This window comes from Novilysobacter erysipheiresistens (assembly GCF_036663935.1).
GTDB classification, from domain to species: Bacteria; Pseudomonadota; Gammaproteobacteria; order Xanthomonadales; family Xanthomonadaceae; genus Novilysobacter; species Novilysobacter erysipheiresistens.
On record NZ_JAXGFP010000005.1, the window covers coordinates 119,464 to 134,422 of the forward strand.

Below are 14,959 nucleotides of genomic sequence, written 5' to 3' on the forward strand. Positions count from 1 at the left end.
CTCTCTGCGTGGGGGCGGGGGACGGACGCGGCGCGAGGTTTACTGCGCGTCTTCGGCGGCCGTCTCGTGCGTGTCGGTGCCGGCGGTGGCGGCGGGCTGCGGCGCGGTCGCACCTTCGGCGGCCTCGCCAGCCGGCGCGGCGGCGTCGAGCTGGGCACCGGCCGGGTCGGCGGGTTGGGCGCCACCTTCGGGCAGGACCATCACCGCCATGCCCTCGTGCATCATCGGCTTGCCCTGGCCGGCGGTGATCACCACGTCGCCGGGGTTCAGGCCCTCGACCACCTGCACCTTGCCCGGCACCCGGGTGCCGGTGGTGACCACGGCCTTGTGCGCCTTGCCGTCGACCACGGTGTAGACGAAACGGGTCTCGCCTTCCTGCATCAGCGCCTGCTCGGGCACCAGCAGGCCCTTGGCGACGCCCTCGCTGGTGTCGAGTACCAGCTTGGCGAACTGGCCCGGGCGCAGCCGGCCGTCGGGATTGGGAATCTCCGCGCGCAATTGCACACTGCGGCTGTTGGGGTCGATCACCGGGGCGATCGCGACCACCTTGCCGCCGAAGGTCTCGCCGGGGAACGCGTCGACGGTGACGTCGATCGACTGGCCGCTGGCGATCTGCGACAACGCGCCCTCGGGCACGCTGAAATCGACTTCGATCGGGTCCATCCGCACCAGCGGCACCAGGTCCTGACCGACGCTGACGAAGTCGCCGACGCTGACCTCGCGCAGGCCGATCCGGCCCGAGAACGGCGCCCGCAGGGTCATCTTCGACAATGCCGCGCGGGCCGAGGCAACGCGCGCCTGGTCGACCGCGAAGGCGGCGCGGGTGGCGTCGTAATCGGACTTGGCGATCAGTTGCGAGTCGGCCAGCTCGGCGGCGCGGGCGTTGGCGCGGCGGCTGTTCTCGAGGTTGGCCTCGGCCTCGTTGAGCGCGGCGCGGGCGACGCTGGCATCGAGGGTGAACAATGGTTGCCCGGCCTCTATCCGGCCGCCTTCCTCGAAGTGGATGCGCTCGATCCGGCCACCGACCTCGGGGCGCACCACCACCGACTCGTCGGCGCGCAGGCTGCCGACCGTCTGCAAGCCACCGCTGAGTGGCTGCGGCTGGACGGTGACGGCTTCGACCGGCAACTGCATGCCACCGGGCGGACCGCCGGCGGCGGCACCCGCGGCGGCGGGATCCTCGCCGCAGCCGGCCAGGACCAGGATGGCGGCGGACAACAATCCGGGCAGGAGCCTGGGTAGAAACCTGGATAGAAACAGGGTGCGGCGCATGGGGGAAGCCTCGTCGTCCATTTCTTGTACTGGCCAGTTTAGTCGAACCCCGGAGCGGCTGTCCCCATGCCGGAAGTCAGGCGCCGCGATCGGGATTCACTGTCCCAAGCCGGCACGCTAGCGCCGACGGGTTACGCCCGCGCGAAGGCGGCGGGCATTCTGTAGGAGCGGCTTCAGCCGCGATCTGGAATCGGCATCGGCGGATGGTTCCCGATCGCGGCTGAAGCCGCTCCTACAGGGGAGGCAACGTCAGGCGATTGGCAAGCGCCGCCGGCTCGGGATCGGACGCATGCGGCAGCCGCCCCCAGCACGGCACCGGCAGGCGTTGCCGCAGGATCTCGAAGTTCTCGTCGACTCGCGCCATCGTCGGGTCGACCTCGTTGGCGATCCAGCCGATCAGTTCCACCCCGTCGGCCTGGATCGCGCGCACGCTGAGCCGCGCGTGGTTGATGCAACCCAGCCGCAGGCCGACCACCAGCACCACCGGCAGCCGCAGCGCGCGGACCAGGTCGAGCTGGTCGAGGCCGGCCGACAGCGGCGCCGTCCAGCCGCCGACGCCTTCGACCACCACCGCGTCGGCCGAGGCCGCCAGCCGCGCGTGGGCGGCGAGGATCGGCGCCAAGTGCAGGTCGACGTCGTCGTCGCGCAACGCCAGCTCGGGCGCGACCGGCGCGCGCAACGCGTAGGGATTGATGTCGGCGTAGGCCGGCCGCGGATCGCTGGCGGCCTGCAGCAGCAGCGCGTCCTCGTTGCGCCAGGCGTCGTCGATCCACTCGCAGCCGCTGGCCACCGGTTTCATCCCGACCGCGCGCATTCCACGCGCCCGCAACGCATGCAGCAGCGCCGCGCTGGCGATCGACTTGCCGACCCCGGTATCGGTGCCGGTGACATAGAACTGGCCGTGCTTCATCGGTGCATCGTAGGCACTCCGTGGCCGCAAGTCGCGTCACCGCCGCTGCTACACTCGCCGCATGTTCACCGCCACCGCCCTGTCCGGCAGCAAGCCGGAGCAATACGCCGAGCTGCTGGCGCAGGCCCGCGCCCTGCTGCACGGCGAGCGCGACCGCGTCGCCAATGCCGCCAACCTGTCGGCGCTGGTCTACCACGCGCTGCCGGCGCTGAACTGGGTCGGCTTCTATTTCTTCGACGGCCGCGAACTGGTCGTGGGGCCGTTCCAGGGCCAGCCGGCATGCGTACGGATCCCGCTCGACAAGGGCGTCTGCGGCGCCGCCGCGACCACCCGGCTGACCCAGCGCGTCGCCGATGTCGACGCTTTCCCCGGCCACATCGCCTGCGACTCGGCCTCGCGCTCGGAAGTGGTGGTGCCGCTGCTGTCGGGCGACCGCCTCATCGGCGTGTTCGATATCGACAGCCCCACGCCCGACCGCTTCGACGCCGACGACCAGCGCGGGCTGGAAGCGCTCGCGCAGGCCTACCTGGAGTCACTGGCATGAGCGAGACCCAGAAGCTGCGCAACATTGGCCCGAAGTCCTCGGCATGGTTGCGCCAGGTTGGCCTGCATACCCGCGAGGAACTGGCGGACGCCGGGACGGTCGAGGCGTTCATGCGGGTCAAGCGCGCCGGCTTCAAGCCGACCCTCAACTTGCTCTACGCGATCGAGGGCGCACTGCTGGACTGCCACTGGCAGGAAGTCCCCGACACCCGCCGCAAGGAACTGGTCGACGCCGCCGAAGCGGCGATCGCGCAACTGCCGCCGCCCCGCTACAAGCCGGCCGCCGGCCCGGTCACCACCACGGTGCTGGCCGCCGACACCGTGCCGGAGCGGCCGGACGAAGGCTGATCGTCCACCCGCGCGCAATCGCGTACACTTCCCGCGCTTCGAGGTGACCCGGCGGCGTCCTGCCGACGGGTTGAAACGGGAAGCCGGTGACGCCGCGGGACGCATTGCGCCCCAGGCCATTCCGGCACTGCCCCCGCAACGGTAAGCGAGCCCAAGCCGCGGCTCATCGCCACTGTGGCAAGTCCCTTGGGACTTGCAGGCTTCCTCAGGGATGCCGCATGGGAAGGCGCCACGGCCGGTGTCGACAACGACGCCACTCGCGAGTCCGGAGACCGGCCACGATGCAGGGTTCCGACCCATGACGGTTGCGATGCGGCGGGCATTGCGGCGACGACGCCGGTGCTCGTCCGTTCGTTTTCGCAGCAGTTCCTCTCCACGCAGCTTCCCGAAAGCCCGGCACGGCGATTTCCGTGCGCGTTGGAGAACCATCGATGCAGTCCCGTTCGCTGTGCCTGGCCGTCGCGGCCGCTCTCGCCCTCCCCGTCCTCGCCTCCAGCGGCGCCGCTCATGCCGCAGCGGCCGCCCAGTCCGCCACCGACCTCGACGGCGTGGTGGTCACCGCCACCCGCACCGCGATCGACGTCGACACCGCGCTGGCACCGGTCGAGGTGATCGACCGCGCCGAGATCGAGCGCAGCCAGGCGCGCTCGCTGCCGGACCTGCTGCGCGGCCGCGCCGGCGTGTCGATGTCCAACCAGGGCGGCGACGGCAAGCTGACTACGCTGTTCCTGCGCGGCAGCGAGTCCGACCACGTGGTGGTGCTGGTCGACGGCATCCGCATCGGCTCGGCCACCTCCGGCCTGGTGTCGTTGCAGAACCTGCCGCTGGCGCTGGTCGAGCGGGTCGAGATCGTCCGCGGCCCGCGTTCCAGCCTCTACGGCAGCGAGGCAATCGGCGGCGTGATCCAGATCTTCACCCGTCGCGATGGCGACGCCGGCTACGCGCCGCGCGCGCACGTCGGTGGTGGCAGCCACGGCGCTCACGAAGTCGGCGTCGGCTTCGGCGGCCGCGGCGAACGCGCGTGGTTCGGTGCCGACTACGAGTTCCGCCGCACCGAAGGCTTCAATGCCTGCGACGTCGCCACCCCCGATCCTTTCGCTGGCGGCTGCTTCATCAGCGCCCCCGAGCCAGACCTCGACGGCTACATCCAGAACGCGCTGGCGTTGCGCGCCGGAATCGACCTCAACGAGGCCTGGCAGCTGAGCGGCGTGGCCTTGCGCAGCGAGGGCGAGAACGACTTCGACGGCGACTTCACCAACCGCTCCGAGACCGTGCAGCAGGTGGTCGGCGGCAGCGTCCGCTGGCGCCCGTCCGGCGCGTTGCAGCTGAAGCTGACCGCCGGCCGCAACGTCGACGCGTCGGAGCAGTTCAAGGACGGCGTCGCCCTCGGTCATTTCGACACCGACCGCGACAGCGCCACCCTGCAGGGCGACTTCGGCTTCGGCGGGCAACAACTGCTCAGCGCCGGCGTCGACTGGCTGCGCGACAGCGTCGCCGGCAGCACCACCTATGATGAAAGCGAGCGCAGCAACCGCGCCGCGTTCGCGCAGTACCAGGGTCGCTTCGGCGCGCAGTCGCTGCAGGCCAGCGTGCGCCGCGACGATAACGAACAGTTCGGCGGCCACACCACCGGCAGCGCGGCCTGGGGCCTCGACTTCGCCGATGGTTGGCGGCTCAGCGCCGGCTACGGCACCGCATTCAAGGCGCCGACCTTCAACGAGTTGTATTACCCGTTCTTCGGCAATGCCGCGCTGCGCCCGGAAGAATCGGAAACCGCCGAGCTCGGCCTGGGCTGGAATGGCGAGCGTCTCGACATCCGGCTCGACGCGTTCCAGACCACCGTCGACGACCTGATCGCGTTCGACGCCGCGATCGGCCTGCCCAACAACATCGACCGCGCGCGCATGCGCGGCGCCGAACTCGGCATCGACACCGAACTCGCGCAATGGCAGCTCGCCGCGAGCGTGAGCTTCCTCGACACCGAGAGCCTGACCGGCTTCCAGGCCGGCAACGAGCTGCCACGCCGCGCCCGTCACGGTGCCCGACTCGAACTCGACCGTGCGTTCGGCGACTTCCGCGTCGGCGTCACCGGTATCGCGGAAGGCGCGCGCTTCGACGACGTCGCCAACACCCGCCGCCTTCCCGGCTACGCCACCCTAGACCTGCGTGCCGAGTACGCGCTGACCGACGCGCTGACCCTGCAGGGCCGGCTGGCCAACGTGTTCGACCGCGACTACGAGACCACCTCGTTCTACAACCAGCCCGGTCGCGAGTGGTTCGTGACGTTGCGCTACGCGCCCGCGCAATAGGCCGCTGTCCGACCGGCACTGAAACCCGGGCGCTTCACGTCTGGCGACGACTCAATCGAGTTGTCGCCAGACCGAGATCGGGATGCTGCCGTCCGCCCGCGGCGGCACCTGGTAACTCAGTTCATTGCCTTGCAGCTGATACTGGCGTCGTTGCACGGTGCGTTCCCAATTGGGGAACGATGAGCCCTCGATCGAAAAGACAAGTTGTCCCGCCGCTTCATCGATCGCGATCGTGCCGTAATGGGTGCTGCTGCCCATCACCGCGGACTTGAACTCATCGGCGCTGCCGTCAGCCTTGCTGTCGGTGGCGAAACGCGGACGCTCGGATTTCAGTATCTGCAACGAGTATCGGCCCTGGGTGTCGACGATCAGCCTGCCCTTGGGCTGCTCGCCGTAGTCCCGTGCCCGTTCGCCACCGGGCAGGATCTTGTCCGCGGCCACCAGGGTCCAGGTACCGTGCAGCGGGAAGTCATGGGCCGGTTCGGGCATATCGCGCGTGGCCAGCCCGGCCAGCATCGCGAACATCACATTGGTCAGTTTCATCGCAAGGTTCCACGGGAATGGGAGCCCAGCGTAGATCGCTTGCATGATCATTAATATGCATCTATATAGATATCTATCATTTCAAATTCGAATCTATCCGAATGAAGGCGATGGACGTCGATGCGGTCAAGGCCTTCGTGTTGGCCGCCGACCTGCAAAGCTTCACCCGCGCCGCCGATGTGCTGGGAACCACCCAGTCCGCGGTCAGCCTCAAGCTGCGCCGGCTGGAAGACCAGCTGGGGCGGCGCCTGCTCGAGCGCACGCCTCGCCATGTGCGCCTGTCTGCCGAAGGGCTGGCATTTCTCGGGATGGCACGCGAACTGGTTTCCACCCATGACCGCGCGCGCGCCGCGTTCGAGGTCGAGCGGCGCCGGCTGGCGATCGGCATCAGTCATTTGCTGGTCGGCGGCGAACTGCCGTCGTTGTTGCGGCGGATGCGGGACCACGACCCGGGCTTGCTGGTCGAGATGCGCGTGGCCGGCACGCGCGAGTTGATGCAGGCCTATGAGCAGGGTGAGCTCGATGCGGTGCTGGCGCTGCGCCCGGAGGACCGCCGTAAACAGGGTCTTGCCGCTTTTTCCGAAGCTTTTTCCTGGTTCGCCGCCGTCGGCTGGCAGCCCCATGCCAACCATCCCCTGCCGTTGGCAACGCAAGGCGTGTCGTGCCGTATCAGGACGGTGGCGATTCGTGCGCTCGACAAGGCCGGCATCGAATGGAACGAGGTTTTCGTTGGCAAGGGCGCCGCGATCCTCGGCGCCGCTGCGGCCGGGGGATTGGCCGTGGCCGTGCTGGCTCAACGCGCCGCGCCATCCGGCACGGTCGACATCGGCGAAAGTCTGTCCTTGCCGCCGATCCCCCCGCAGGACGTGATGCTCTACACCGCGCTCAATGATCGTCGATCGCGTGAAGCGCTTCGTGTGCTCACGCTGGCATTCCGATGAGGCATACACGGGCTCGTGACGTTGCGTCACGCGCCGGCGCAGTCGACCCGCCAGTGGCTTCGAATGATCGTTCCGGCATGGCGCGCCCATCCGGTGCCGGCTTGTTACGCCGCGGATTGGTCAATCGGCAGCCAGCAACTGCTGCGGCAATGTCTTGAGCACGCGCCGGAACGGAGCGACATCATCCGTGCCGCGGGCGAGGATCAACGCGCCCTGGATGCGCACCACCGCGTCTTCGGCGCGCCGTTTCGCTTCACGCGCAGGCACGCCTTTTTCCTTCGCCAACCGGGCGAACCCGTCAACCAGTTCACGGAACGAATTGCCGAGACGGTCCTGGAACAGCGTTCGCGCTTCGCCGACAACCAGGTTCCCGAACAGACAGGCCTCCGCACCTCCGGCGTAGAACTCGTCCAGCGCCGCGATGACCTGGTTCAACCGGCGCTCGACCGGTCCGCTGCCCTGCATCGGCGCAAGGATCGCGTCACGCGCCCACGCGTCCGCGCGGTCGAGGACGGCCCGGGCCATTTCCTCCTTCCCGCCCGGGAAGTAGTGATAGAGGCTGGAACGCCCCAGCCCGGTGGCGCTGGACAACTGGCCCAGCGAGGCGGCGTCGTAGCCGTGGCGCCGGAACGCGCCCAGCAGGCGGTCGATGACCGCTTCGCGCGGCAGGAGGGGGGCAGGCATGGCGTCAGTCGGTTGGAACGTTCAGTCCAATATCACCCCGCTACGCGAGTCGAGTCAATGCAGGAACGGAACGCACCGTCCCGAGTCCACCGGGTGACCGGCATCCCTCGCTGCCTTATTGTACCGAACGTTCGGTAGTGACCGGACGAAACCCGACCTACAGGAGCTTCCCATGCCTCTCCGACCAGTACGCCATGCATCGCGCCCCATACGCATCACCGCCCTGCTACTTCTTGCCACCCTAACCACCCTTTCCGTGCCCCAGGCTTTCGCCACCCCACAGGTGGCAACGACCGGCAACCACGCCGATGAACCGCAGGTCCACCACCGCCGGACCACCATCGAAGGCGTGGAGATCTTCTACCGGGAAGCGGGGCCGCGCGACGCCCCGGTCCTGTTGCTACTGCACGGCTTCCCGAGCTCCAGCCAGATGTACCGCGACCTGATCCCTCGCCTCGCCGACCGCTACCGGATCATCGCGCCGGACTACCCCGGTTTTGGCCAGAGCGCGGCACCATCCCCGGACCAGTTCGACTACAGCTTCGACCATTACGCCGTCCTGATGGACAAGTTGACCCGCAAGCTCGGCCTGCAGCGCTACGCCTTGTACGTGATGGACTACGGCGCGCCCGTGGGATTCCGCCTCGCCGCCAGCCACCCGGAGCGAATCACCGCGCTGGTGGTGCAGAACGGCAATGCCTACCTCGAAGGCATCGGTGAATTCTGGGATCCGATCAAGGCCTACTGGAAGGACAACTCGGCCGACAACCGGGAACGTATCCGCCAGGCGGCACTGACGCTGGAAGCCACTCGCTGGCAGTACCTGCACGGGGTAAAGGACCCGACGCTGGTCAGCCCGGATGCCTACATGCTGGACCAGGCCTATCTCGACCGACCCGGCAACAACGAGATCCAGCTCGCGATGATCCACGATTACCGGACCAACCTGCCCATGTATCCCGAGTGGCAGGCGTACTTCCGCGAGCACCAGCCGCCCACCTTGGTGATCTGGGGCAAGAACGACCAGATATTCCTTGCCGCCGGCGCGGAACCGTTCCGCCGCGACAATCCCGGGGCCGAAGTGCATTTCCTCGACACCGGCCACTTCGCGCTCGAAACCCACGGACCGCAGATTGCTGGGCTGATCCGTGACTTCCTTGCGAAGCATTGACCCACCGCAGGAGCGCTCCGGTTTTCCGGAGCGCTCCCTGACGGCGCCGCCGCCGGGCGCATAAACGCTAGGCGGTGCCTGGAACCCGTCCGGCCCCGCACATATCCCGCATGAGGCGCTCGGCCAGCGCATCCACCCGAGCCTCGGCGGCCGCAATCGAGGCATGCAGGCGTTCGTCGCTGAATTCGTCGTACTCGATCGCAATGCGTTCGACGGCGTCGATACCGATGTAGTTCAGCGGCGCCATCACGCCGGCTTCGACGTGGTTGATCGCCGCCAGCCGCTCGCCGGGCTCGTAACCGTAGTCGCCGCGCGAGCTGAGCAGCACCAACCGCTTGTCCATGCCCGCCAGCATCGGCCAGTACGGCTCGCCGGCCCGGCTGCGGTCGAATCCGAACGTGCGTCCGACCCGCACGATGTTGTCGATCCAGGCCTTGAGCGTGGACGGCATGCCGAAGTTGTACATCGGCACGCCGATCACGACCAAGTCGGCGGCGAGCAATTCGTCGACCAGCGCATCGCTCTGCGCGAGGACTTCGCGCATCCACTGCTCCCGTCGCGTTGGCGGGGTGAATGCCGCATGGACCCATCGGCCATCCACGGGCAGGGGCGGCTCAAGCGCCACGTCCCGATACGCCACCGGGTCCTGCGGACGTTGCAGGTTCCAGCGACTGATGAAGCGCGCCGACAGCCGGCGGGTATGCGAGCCGTGCGCCTGCGAGCCGGAAAGGCCGTGGCGGGCGCTGGAGTCGATATGGAGTAGCCTGAGCATGGTTCACCTGTATGGGAAGGGTTCGCCCACAGGCTCAGCTGGAATAGACGGTCTGTAAAACGATCATTCCACACCAGACGGATGCAGAAAATTCATCTATATGGATGCACGAGACCTGCCACCCCTGACCGCCCTGCGCGCATTCGAAGCCGCTGCACGACACCTGAGCTTCAAGCACGCCGCAGCCGAGCTGTCGCTGACCCCCACCGCCATCAGCCACCAGGTCCGCCTGCTGGAGGAGTGCCTGGGCGTGCAGCTATTCGTGCGCGGGACCCGGCGCGTGGACCTCACGCCAGCCGGCCAGGGACTGTTCCCGCCGCTGCGTGACGGACTGGATGCGATGGCGCGCGGAGTCCAGGCGGTGCGACCACGACAGGGCCCACGCGGACTGGTGCTGAGCACCACGATGGCGTTCGCTTCGCGCTGGCTGCTGCCCCGCCTGGCCCGGTTCGCGGGGTCGCAACCGGATATCGCGCTGCACCTGCATACCAGCGATCAACCAGTCGACCTGGCGGGCGGCGCTGCGCACCTGGCGATCCGCTATGGCTCTGGGCGCTATCCGGGACTGGGCTCGACACCGTTGCTGCCATCGCGGTTTGCGCCGGTATGCGCCCCCGCGCTGGCGGTGGACACGGTCGAAGACCTGTCACGCGTTCCGCTGATCGGATTCGAGTGGTTGCGCCGCGATGCGACCACGCCGGACTGGCCGCTCTGGTTCGAGCGTGCCGGGGTCGCGCCGGTACCGCGCCAACTGCATTTTTCCGACGAGGTCCACGCCATCCAGGCCGCGATCGCCGGGCAAGGAGTCGCGCTGATCAACCTGGCACTGGTGGCCGACGAATTGCGCACGGGCATGTTGTGTCAGCCGTTTGGTCCAACGCTGGACGGGCACGACTTCCACCTGGTGTGGGCCGAGCAGCACGACACGAACCCTGATGTCGCGACAGTGCGCGAATGGCTGCTGGCAGGCGCGGCCGAAACCACCGGCTAGCACGGCCCCAGGTGATCTCCGTGATTCAGGTGCGCGTGAACAGCTTCGCGCGGAAGTTCCATGGTTTTCTTCCCCTTGTGACAAACCAGGGCAGTTTCACCGCCGGCCTTTCCAGTCCTGCCAACGGGGACGACTACGCAGCCTGCGATAGGCAGGACAAGCAGCACGGCCAAGATGTGCTTCATATCAGTATCTCCAGTGGCTGGTTGAAGAGCTCGTCGCTTTACTCCACCGTCACCGACTTCGCCAGATTTCGCGGCTTGTCGACATCGGTGCCGCGGGCCAATGCCACGTGATAGGCCAGCAACTGCACCGGGATGGTGTGCATGATCGGGCTCAGTACGCCGACATGGCGTGGGGCGCGGATCACGTGCACGCCTTCGGAGGCGCCGAACTCGCTGTCCTCGTCGGTGAACACGAACAGTTCGCCGCCACGCGCGCGGACTTCCTGCATGTTCGACTTGACCTTCTCCAGCAGGCGGTCGTTGGGCGCGATCACCACCACCGGCATGGCGGCGTCGACCAGCGCCAGCGGACCGTGCTTGAGCTCGCCGGCCGGATAGGCCTCGGCGTGGATGTAGGAGATTTCCTTGAGCTTCAATGCACCTTCCAAGGCAATCGGATAGTGCACGCCGCGACCGAGGAACAATGCGTGGTCCTTCGGCGCGAACTTCTCCGCCCAGGCGCTGATCTGCGGCTCCAGGTTGAGCGCGTATTGCACGCTGCCGGGCAGGTGGCGCAGGGCGTCGAGGTATTCGGTTTCCAGCGCGTCGTCGAGCCGGCCGTGCAGCTTGGCCAGCGTCGCAGTCAGGGTGAACAGCGCGACCAGCTGGGTGGTGAAGGCCTTGGTCGAGGCGACGCCGATCTCGGCGCCGGCGCGGGTGTAGTAGACCAGCTTGCTGGCGCGCGGGATCGCGCTCTCGGGCACGTTGCAGATCGACAGGGTCCTGTCGTGGCCGAGCGACTTGGCGTACTTCAGCGCCTCCATCGTGTCGAGGGTTTCGCCCGACTGCGAGATGGTGACGACCAAGTGTTTCGGATTGGCGACGGCGGTGCGATAGCGATACTCGCTGGCGATCTCGACCGAGCACGGCAGCCCGGCGATCGCTTCGATCCAGTAGCGCGCGGTCAGGCCGGCGTAGTAACTGGTGCCGCAGGCGAGGATCTGCACGCCCTCGATGTCGCGCAGCGCGTCGGCCGCGTTGGCGCCGAACAGTTCCGGGGCGAAACCGGCGTTGTCGATCACCGCCTCGATGGTGTCGGCGATCGCGCGTGGCTGCTCGTGGATCTCCTTCTGCATGAAGTGGCTGTACGGGCCGAGTTCCAGCGACGCCAGTGACACGTCCGACAGGTGCACCTCGCGCTCGATCGGCGCGCCGGCCTCGTCGAACACCCGCACCGACTCGCGGGTGATCTCGGCGGTGTCGCCCTCTTCCAGGAAGATCACCTTGCGGGTCGCCTGGATGATCGCCGAGACGTCGCTGGCGACGAAGTTCTCGCCCTCGCCGAGGCCGACCAGCAACGGGCAGCCCATGCGCGCCGCGATCATCCGGCCGGGCTCCTGACGGCTGACCACGGCCAGCGCGTAGGCGCCGTGCAGTTCGCTGACCGCGCGTTGCACCGCGGCCAGCAGGTCCAGGCCTTGGGCGAGGAAGGAGTGGATCAGGTGGGCGATGACCTCGGTGTCGGTCTGCGACTCGAACTCGTAGCCCATCGCACGCAGCTTGTCGCGCTGCGCGTCGTGGTTCTCGATGATGCCGTTGTGCACCAGTGCCACGCCATGGCTGACGTGCGGATGCGCGTTGGCTTCGGTGACGCCGCCATGCGTCGCCCAGCGCGTGTGGCCGATGCCGACTTGCGCGTGGAAACCCTCGGCCTGCGCCGCGCCCTCCATCTCCGACACCCGGCCGGTGCGGCGCACCCGGCGCACGTCGGTACCGTCGAGCACGGCGATGCCGGCCGAATCGTAGCCGCGGTATTCAAGCCGCTTGAGTCCCTCGATCAGGACCGGGACCACGTCACGATCCGCGATTGCACCGACGATTCCGCACATAGGGGCGCGCACTCCTTCGAATATCCGCACAGTTTAGCCGGCCGCGCGCGTGTCCGGCGGACGGACCGGCTGTCCGCGTCCGGCCCGGCGGACGCCGTGGACCACGGCCAGACTTTTGAAAATCAATGGCTTGGGTGTTGGCACGGGACCTGCTTAAACAGACTCAGGACCCACAGGAACCCAGCATGAGCATCCGCGACACCTCCGGCCAGGACCAGGTACTCACCCAAGCCTCCCCGCTCGCCCGTAAGCGCAGGCAGTGGATGATCGGCGCCGCCGCCGGGCTTGGCCTGTTGCTGCTGGTCGGCTGGCTGATCACCGGCTGGAGCGCCGGCAGCCGCTCGTTCGACGGCTCGCGCGTGCGCATCGCCGAAGTCACCCGCGGCGACCTGGTTCGCGACATCTCGGCCGACGGCCGCGTCATCGCCGCCAACAGCCCGACCCTTTACGCGATCGCTGGTGGCACCGTCACCCTCGACGTGGTCGCCGGCGACGTGGTCAAGAAGGGCCAGGCGTTGGCGGTGATCGACAGTCCCGAATTGCGCAGCGAGCTGGCGCAGGAGCAGGCGACGCTGGCCAGCCTCGAGGCCGAGGCCGGTCGCGCCAATCTGGATGCTCAGATCGCCCGCTCGGCCGCGCGGCAGTCGCTGGACCAGGCCGAGATCGACCGCCAGGCGGCCGAGCGCGACCTGGAGCGCAACAAGCGTGCGTTCGAAGGCGGCGCGGTCGCGCAGATCGATGTCGCCCGGGCGCAGGACGCATTGAAGAAGGCCGAACTCGGCCTCGACCATGCCCGTCGCGAGTTCACCTTGCAGGGCAAGGGCGCCGGGCTCGACAGCCGCAACAAGCAGTTGCTCGCCGATCGCCAGCGTGCGGTCGTCAACGAATTGCAACGCCAGGTCGACGCATTGACCCTGCGTGCGCCGTTCGACGGCCAGGTCGGCCAGGTGCTGGTCGACCAGCGCGCCAACGTCGCCGCCAACGCGCCGGTGCTGGGTGTCGTTGATCTCACCCAATTCGAAGTCGAGATCAAGGTGCCCGAGAGCTTCGCCCGCGACCTTGCGATCGGCATGCCGGCGCAGCTGTCGGGCGGCCGCGGCGAGTACCCCGCCGAGGTCTCGGCGGTCTCGCCGGAAGTGGTCGACGGCGAGGTCACCGGCCGCCTGCGCTTCACCGGCGAGCAACCGCCCGGCCTGCGCCAGAACCAGCGCATGCGCGCGCGGATCCTGCTCGATACCCGCGAGGACGTGCTGATGGTCGAACGCGGCCCGTTCCTCGAACAAGGCAGCGGCACCCGTGCCTACGTGGTCGAGGACGGCACCGCCGTGCTGACTCCGATCCGCACCGGCGTCAGCAGCCTCAATGCCGTCGAGATCCTCGAAGGCCTGCAACCCGGCGACCGCGTGGTGGTCTCCGGCAGCGACCAGTTCGGCGATGCCCCCGAAGTCCGAATCACTGGAGAGTAAGCATGAACACCTTTTCGAACCTCCCCGACCAGTTCCACTGGAGCGCACAGGACCTGGTCAACGCCGTGCCGCGGCGCCTGTTCGAGTTCTTCGCGTTCGACGCCAGCCCCGCCGGCGCGGCCGTCGGTCCATGCGCCAACCAGCCGCCGCGTCGTCCGTGGCCGACCAGCTACCTGCCGACGGAACCGACCCCGCGGTTCCGCGTGCACTCCTGATCCCCGCCATCCACACCCCGGAGCCCACCATGCTGTACATGCAAGGCGTCACCAAGGTCTATCGCACCGAAGTCGTCGAAACCCACGCGCTGCGTTCGCTCGACCTGCACGTGTGCGAGGGCGAGTTCGTCGCCGTCACCGGTCCGTCGGGCTCGGGCAAGACCACCTTCCTCAACATCGCCGGACTGCTGGAATCGTTCACCGGTGGCGAGTACAAGCTCGACGGCGAGGACGTGCGCGGGCTGTCGGACGACGCCCGCTCGAAGCTGCGCAACCAGAAGATCGGCTTCATCTTCCAGAGCTTCAACCTGATCCCCGACCTCAACCTGTTCGACAACGTCGACGTGCCGCTGCGCTACCGCGGGATGTCGGCGGCCGAACGCAAGCAGCGCATCGAGGACGCGCTCGCTCGGGTCGGACTGGGTTCGCGGATGAAGCACTTCCCGGCCGAGTTGTCGGGTGGCCAGCAGCAACGCGCCGCGATCGCTCGCGCCCTGGCCGGCAGCCCGCGCCTGCTGCTGGCCGACGAGCCGACCGGCAACCTCGACTCGCAGATGGCCCGCGGCGTGCTGGAGATGCTCGAGGAGATCAACGCCGAGGGCACCACCATCGTGATGGTCACCCACGACCCGGAACTGGCCGCGCGCGCCCAGCGCAACGTCCACATTGTCGACGGCATGGCGACCGATCTGACCGCCGAGCCGAGCCTGCGCCGCGCGCCGGTCGGAACGTCCGCCTGAG

15 protein-coding genes and 1 riboswitch are annotated in these 14,959 nt (G+C 68.1%); of the genes, 9 read left to right on the top strand and 6 right to left on the bottom strand.

The features are described from left to right. Positions 1-39: 39 nt before the first annotated feature. Both SNE34_RS10525 and bioD read right to left on the bottom strand, forming a co-directional pair. Positions 40-1,218 carry an efflux RND transporter periplasmic adaptor subunit gene (locus tag SNE34_RS10525; protein ID WP_332616980.1) on the bottom strand — a complete coding sequence of 393 codons (1,179 nt, stop codon included), beginning with the start codon at positions 1,216-1,218 and terminating at the stop codon, positions 40-42. 286 nt (positions 1,219-1,504) lie between these two features. After that, positions 1,505-2,182: a dethiobiotin synthase gene (bioD, locus tag SNE34_RS10530; protein ID WP_332616982.1), complete on the bottom strand. Its 678-nt coding sequence runs from the start codon at positions 2,180-2,182 to the stop codon at positions 1,505-1,507. Between the two features lie 61 nt (positions 2,183-2,243). Between bioD and SNE34_RS10535 the strand changes: the two genes are divergently transcribed. The 3 genes from SNE34_RS10535 to btuB all read left to right on the top strand — a co-directional run bounded on the left by SNE34_RS10535 (position 2,244) and on the right by btuB (position 5,382). After that, complete coding sequence (locus SNE34_RS10535) at positions 2,244-2,726, top strand: GAF domain-containing protein (RefSeq protein ID WP_332616983.1); 483 nt, start codon at positions 2,244-2,246, stop codon at positions 2,724-2,726. After that, positions 2,723-3,073 (top strand): TfoX/Sxy family protein, encoded by a 351-nt coding sequence (locus tag SNE34_RS10540; protein WP_332616985.1) that lies wholly within the window; start codon positions 2,723-2,725, stop codon positions 3,071-3,073. The genes SNE34_RS10535 and SNE34_RS10540 overlap by 4 nt, the downstream gene beginning before the upstream one ends. Before the next feature lie 24 nt (positions 3,074-3,097). Next, a riboswitch (cobalamin riboswitch) is annotated at positions 3,098-3,368 on the top strand. 136 nt (positions 3,369-3,504) lie between these two features. After that, complete coding sequence (gene btuB / locus SNE34_RS10545) at positions 3,505-5,382, top strand: TonB-dependent vitamin B12 receptor (RefSeq protein WP_332616987.1); 1,878 nt, start codon at positions 3,505-3,507, stop codon at positions 5,380-5,382. Positions 5,383-5,433: 51 nt separating this feature from the next. Here the strand turns inward: btuB and SNE34_RS10550 are convergent, their stop codons facing one another. After that, positions 5,434-5,970, bottom strand: coding sequence for a lipocalin-like domain-containing protein (locus SNE34_RS10550; protein WP_332616989.1), 537 nt, complete (start codon positions 5,968-5,970; stop codon positions 5,434-5,436). A 56-nt stretch (positions 5,971-6,026) separates the two neighbouring features. On the opposite strand from SNE34_RS10550, the gene SNE34_RS10555 reads away from it, so the two are divergent. Next, positions 6,027-6,866 carry a LysR family transcriptional regulator gene (locus SNE34_RS10555; protein WP_332616990.1) on the top strand — a complete coding sequence of 280 codons (840 nt, stop codon included), beginning with the start codon at positions 6,027-6,029 and terminating at the stop codon, positions 6,864-6,866. Positions 6,867-6,986: 120 nt separating this feature from the next. Here SNE34_RS10555 and SNE34_RS10560 read toward each other — a convergent pair whose 3' ends face one another. Then, positions 6,987-7,550, bottom strand: coding sequence for a TetR/AcrR family transcriptional regulator (locus tag SNE34_RS10560; protein WP_332616991.1), 564 nt, complete (start codon positions 7,548-7,550; stop codon positions 6,987-6,989). Between the two features lie 256 nt (positions 7,551-7,806). On the opposite strand from SNE34_RS10560, the gene SNE34_RS10565 reads away from it, so the two are divergent. Continuing rightward, positions 7,807-8,721, top strand: coding sequence for an alpha/beta fold hydrolase (locus SNE34_RS10565; protein WP_425604509.1), 915 nt, complete (start codon positions 7,807-7,809; stop codon positions 8,719-8,721). A 67-nt stretch (positions 8,722-8,788) separates the two neighbouring features. Here the strand turns inward: SNE34_RS10565 and SNE34_RS10570 are convergent, their stop codons facing one another. Beyond that, the gene (locus SNE34_RS10570; RefSeq protein WP_332616992.1) at positions 8,789-9,493 is read right to left on the bottom strand and encodes an FMN-dependent NADH-azoreductase; all 705 of its coding nucleotides are present in this window, start codon (positions 9,491-9,493) and stop codon (positions 8,789-8,791) included. A gap of 100 nt (positions 9,494-9,593) precedes the next feature. On the opposite strand from SNE34_RS10570, the gene SNE34_RS10575 reads away from it, so the two are divergent. Then, positions 9,594-10,484 carry a LysR substrate-binding domain-containing protein gene (locus tag SNE34_RS10575; protein ID WP_332616994.1) on the top strand — a complete coding sequence of 297 codons (891 nt, stop codon included), beginning with the start codon at positions 9,594-9,596 and terminating at the stop codon, positions 10,482-10,484. A 223-nt stretch (positions 10,485-10,707) separates the two neighbouring features. Here the strand turns inward: SNE34_RS10575 and glmS are convergent, their stop codons facing one another. Continuing rightward, entirely contained in the window at positions 10,708-12,537 is a 1,830-nt protein-coding gene (glmS, locus tag SNE34_RS10580; protein ID WP_332616996.1) for a glutamine--fructose-6-phosphate transaminase (isomerizing), read from the bottom strand. Positions 12,538-12,722: 185 nt separating this feature from the next. On the opposite strand from glmS, the gene SNE34_RS10585 reads away from it, so the two are divergent. From SNE34_RS10585 to SNE34_RS10595, 3 genes are read left to right on the top strand one after another with little or no spacing between them, the layout of a single operon-like run. Continuing rightward, positions 12,723-14,003: an efflux RND transporter periplasmic adaptor subunit gene (locus tag SNE34_RS10585; RefSeq protein WP_332616998.1), complete on the top strand. Its 1,281-nt coding sequence runs from the start codon at positions 12,723-12,725 to the stop codon at positions 14,001-14,003. Positions 14,004-14,005: 2 nt separating this feature from the next. Beyond that, a complete protein-coding gene (locus SNE34_RS10590; RefSeq protein ID WP_332617000.1) occupies positions 14,006-14,218 on the top strand; it encodes a hypothetical protein in 213 nt (70 codons plus the stop codon). A 29-nt stretch (positions 14,219-14,247) separates the two neighbouring features. Next, positions 14,248-14,958, top strand: coding sequence for an ABC transporter ATP-binding protein (locus SNE34_RS10595; RefSeq protein ID WP_332617002.1), 711 nt, complete (start codon positions 14,248-14,250; stop codon positions 14,956-14,958). Position 14,959 lies beyond the last annotated feature (1 nt).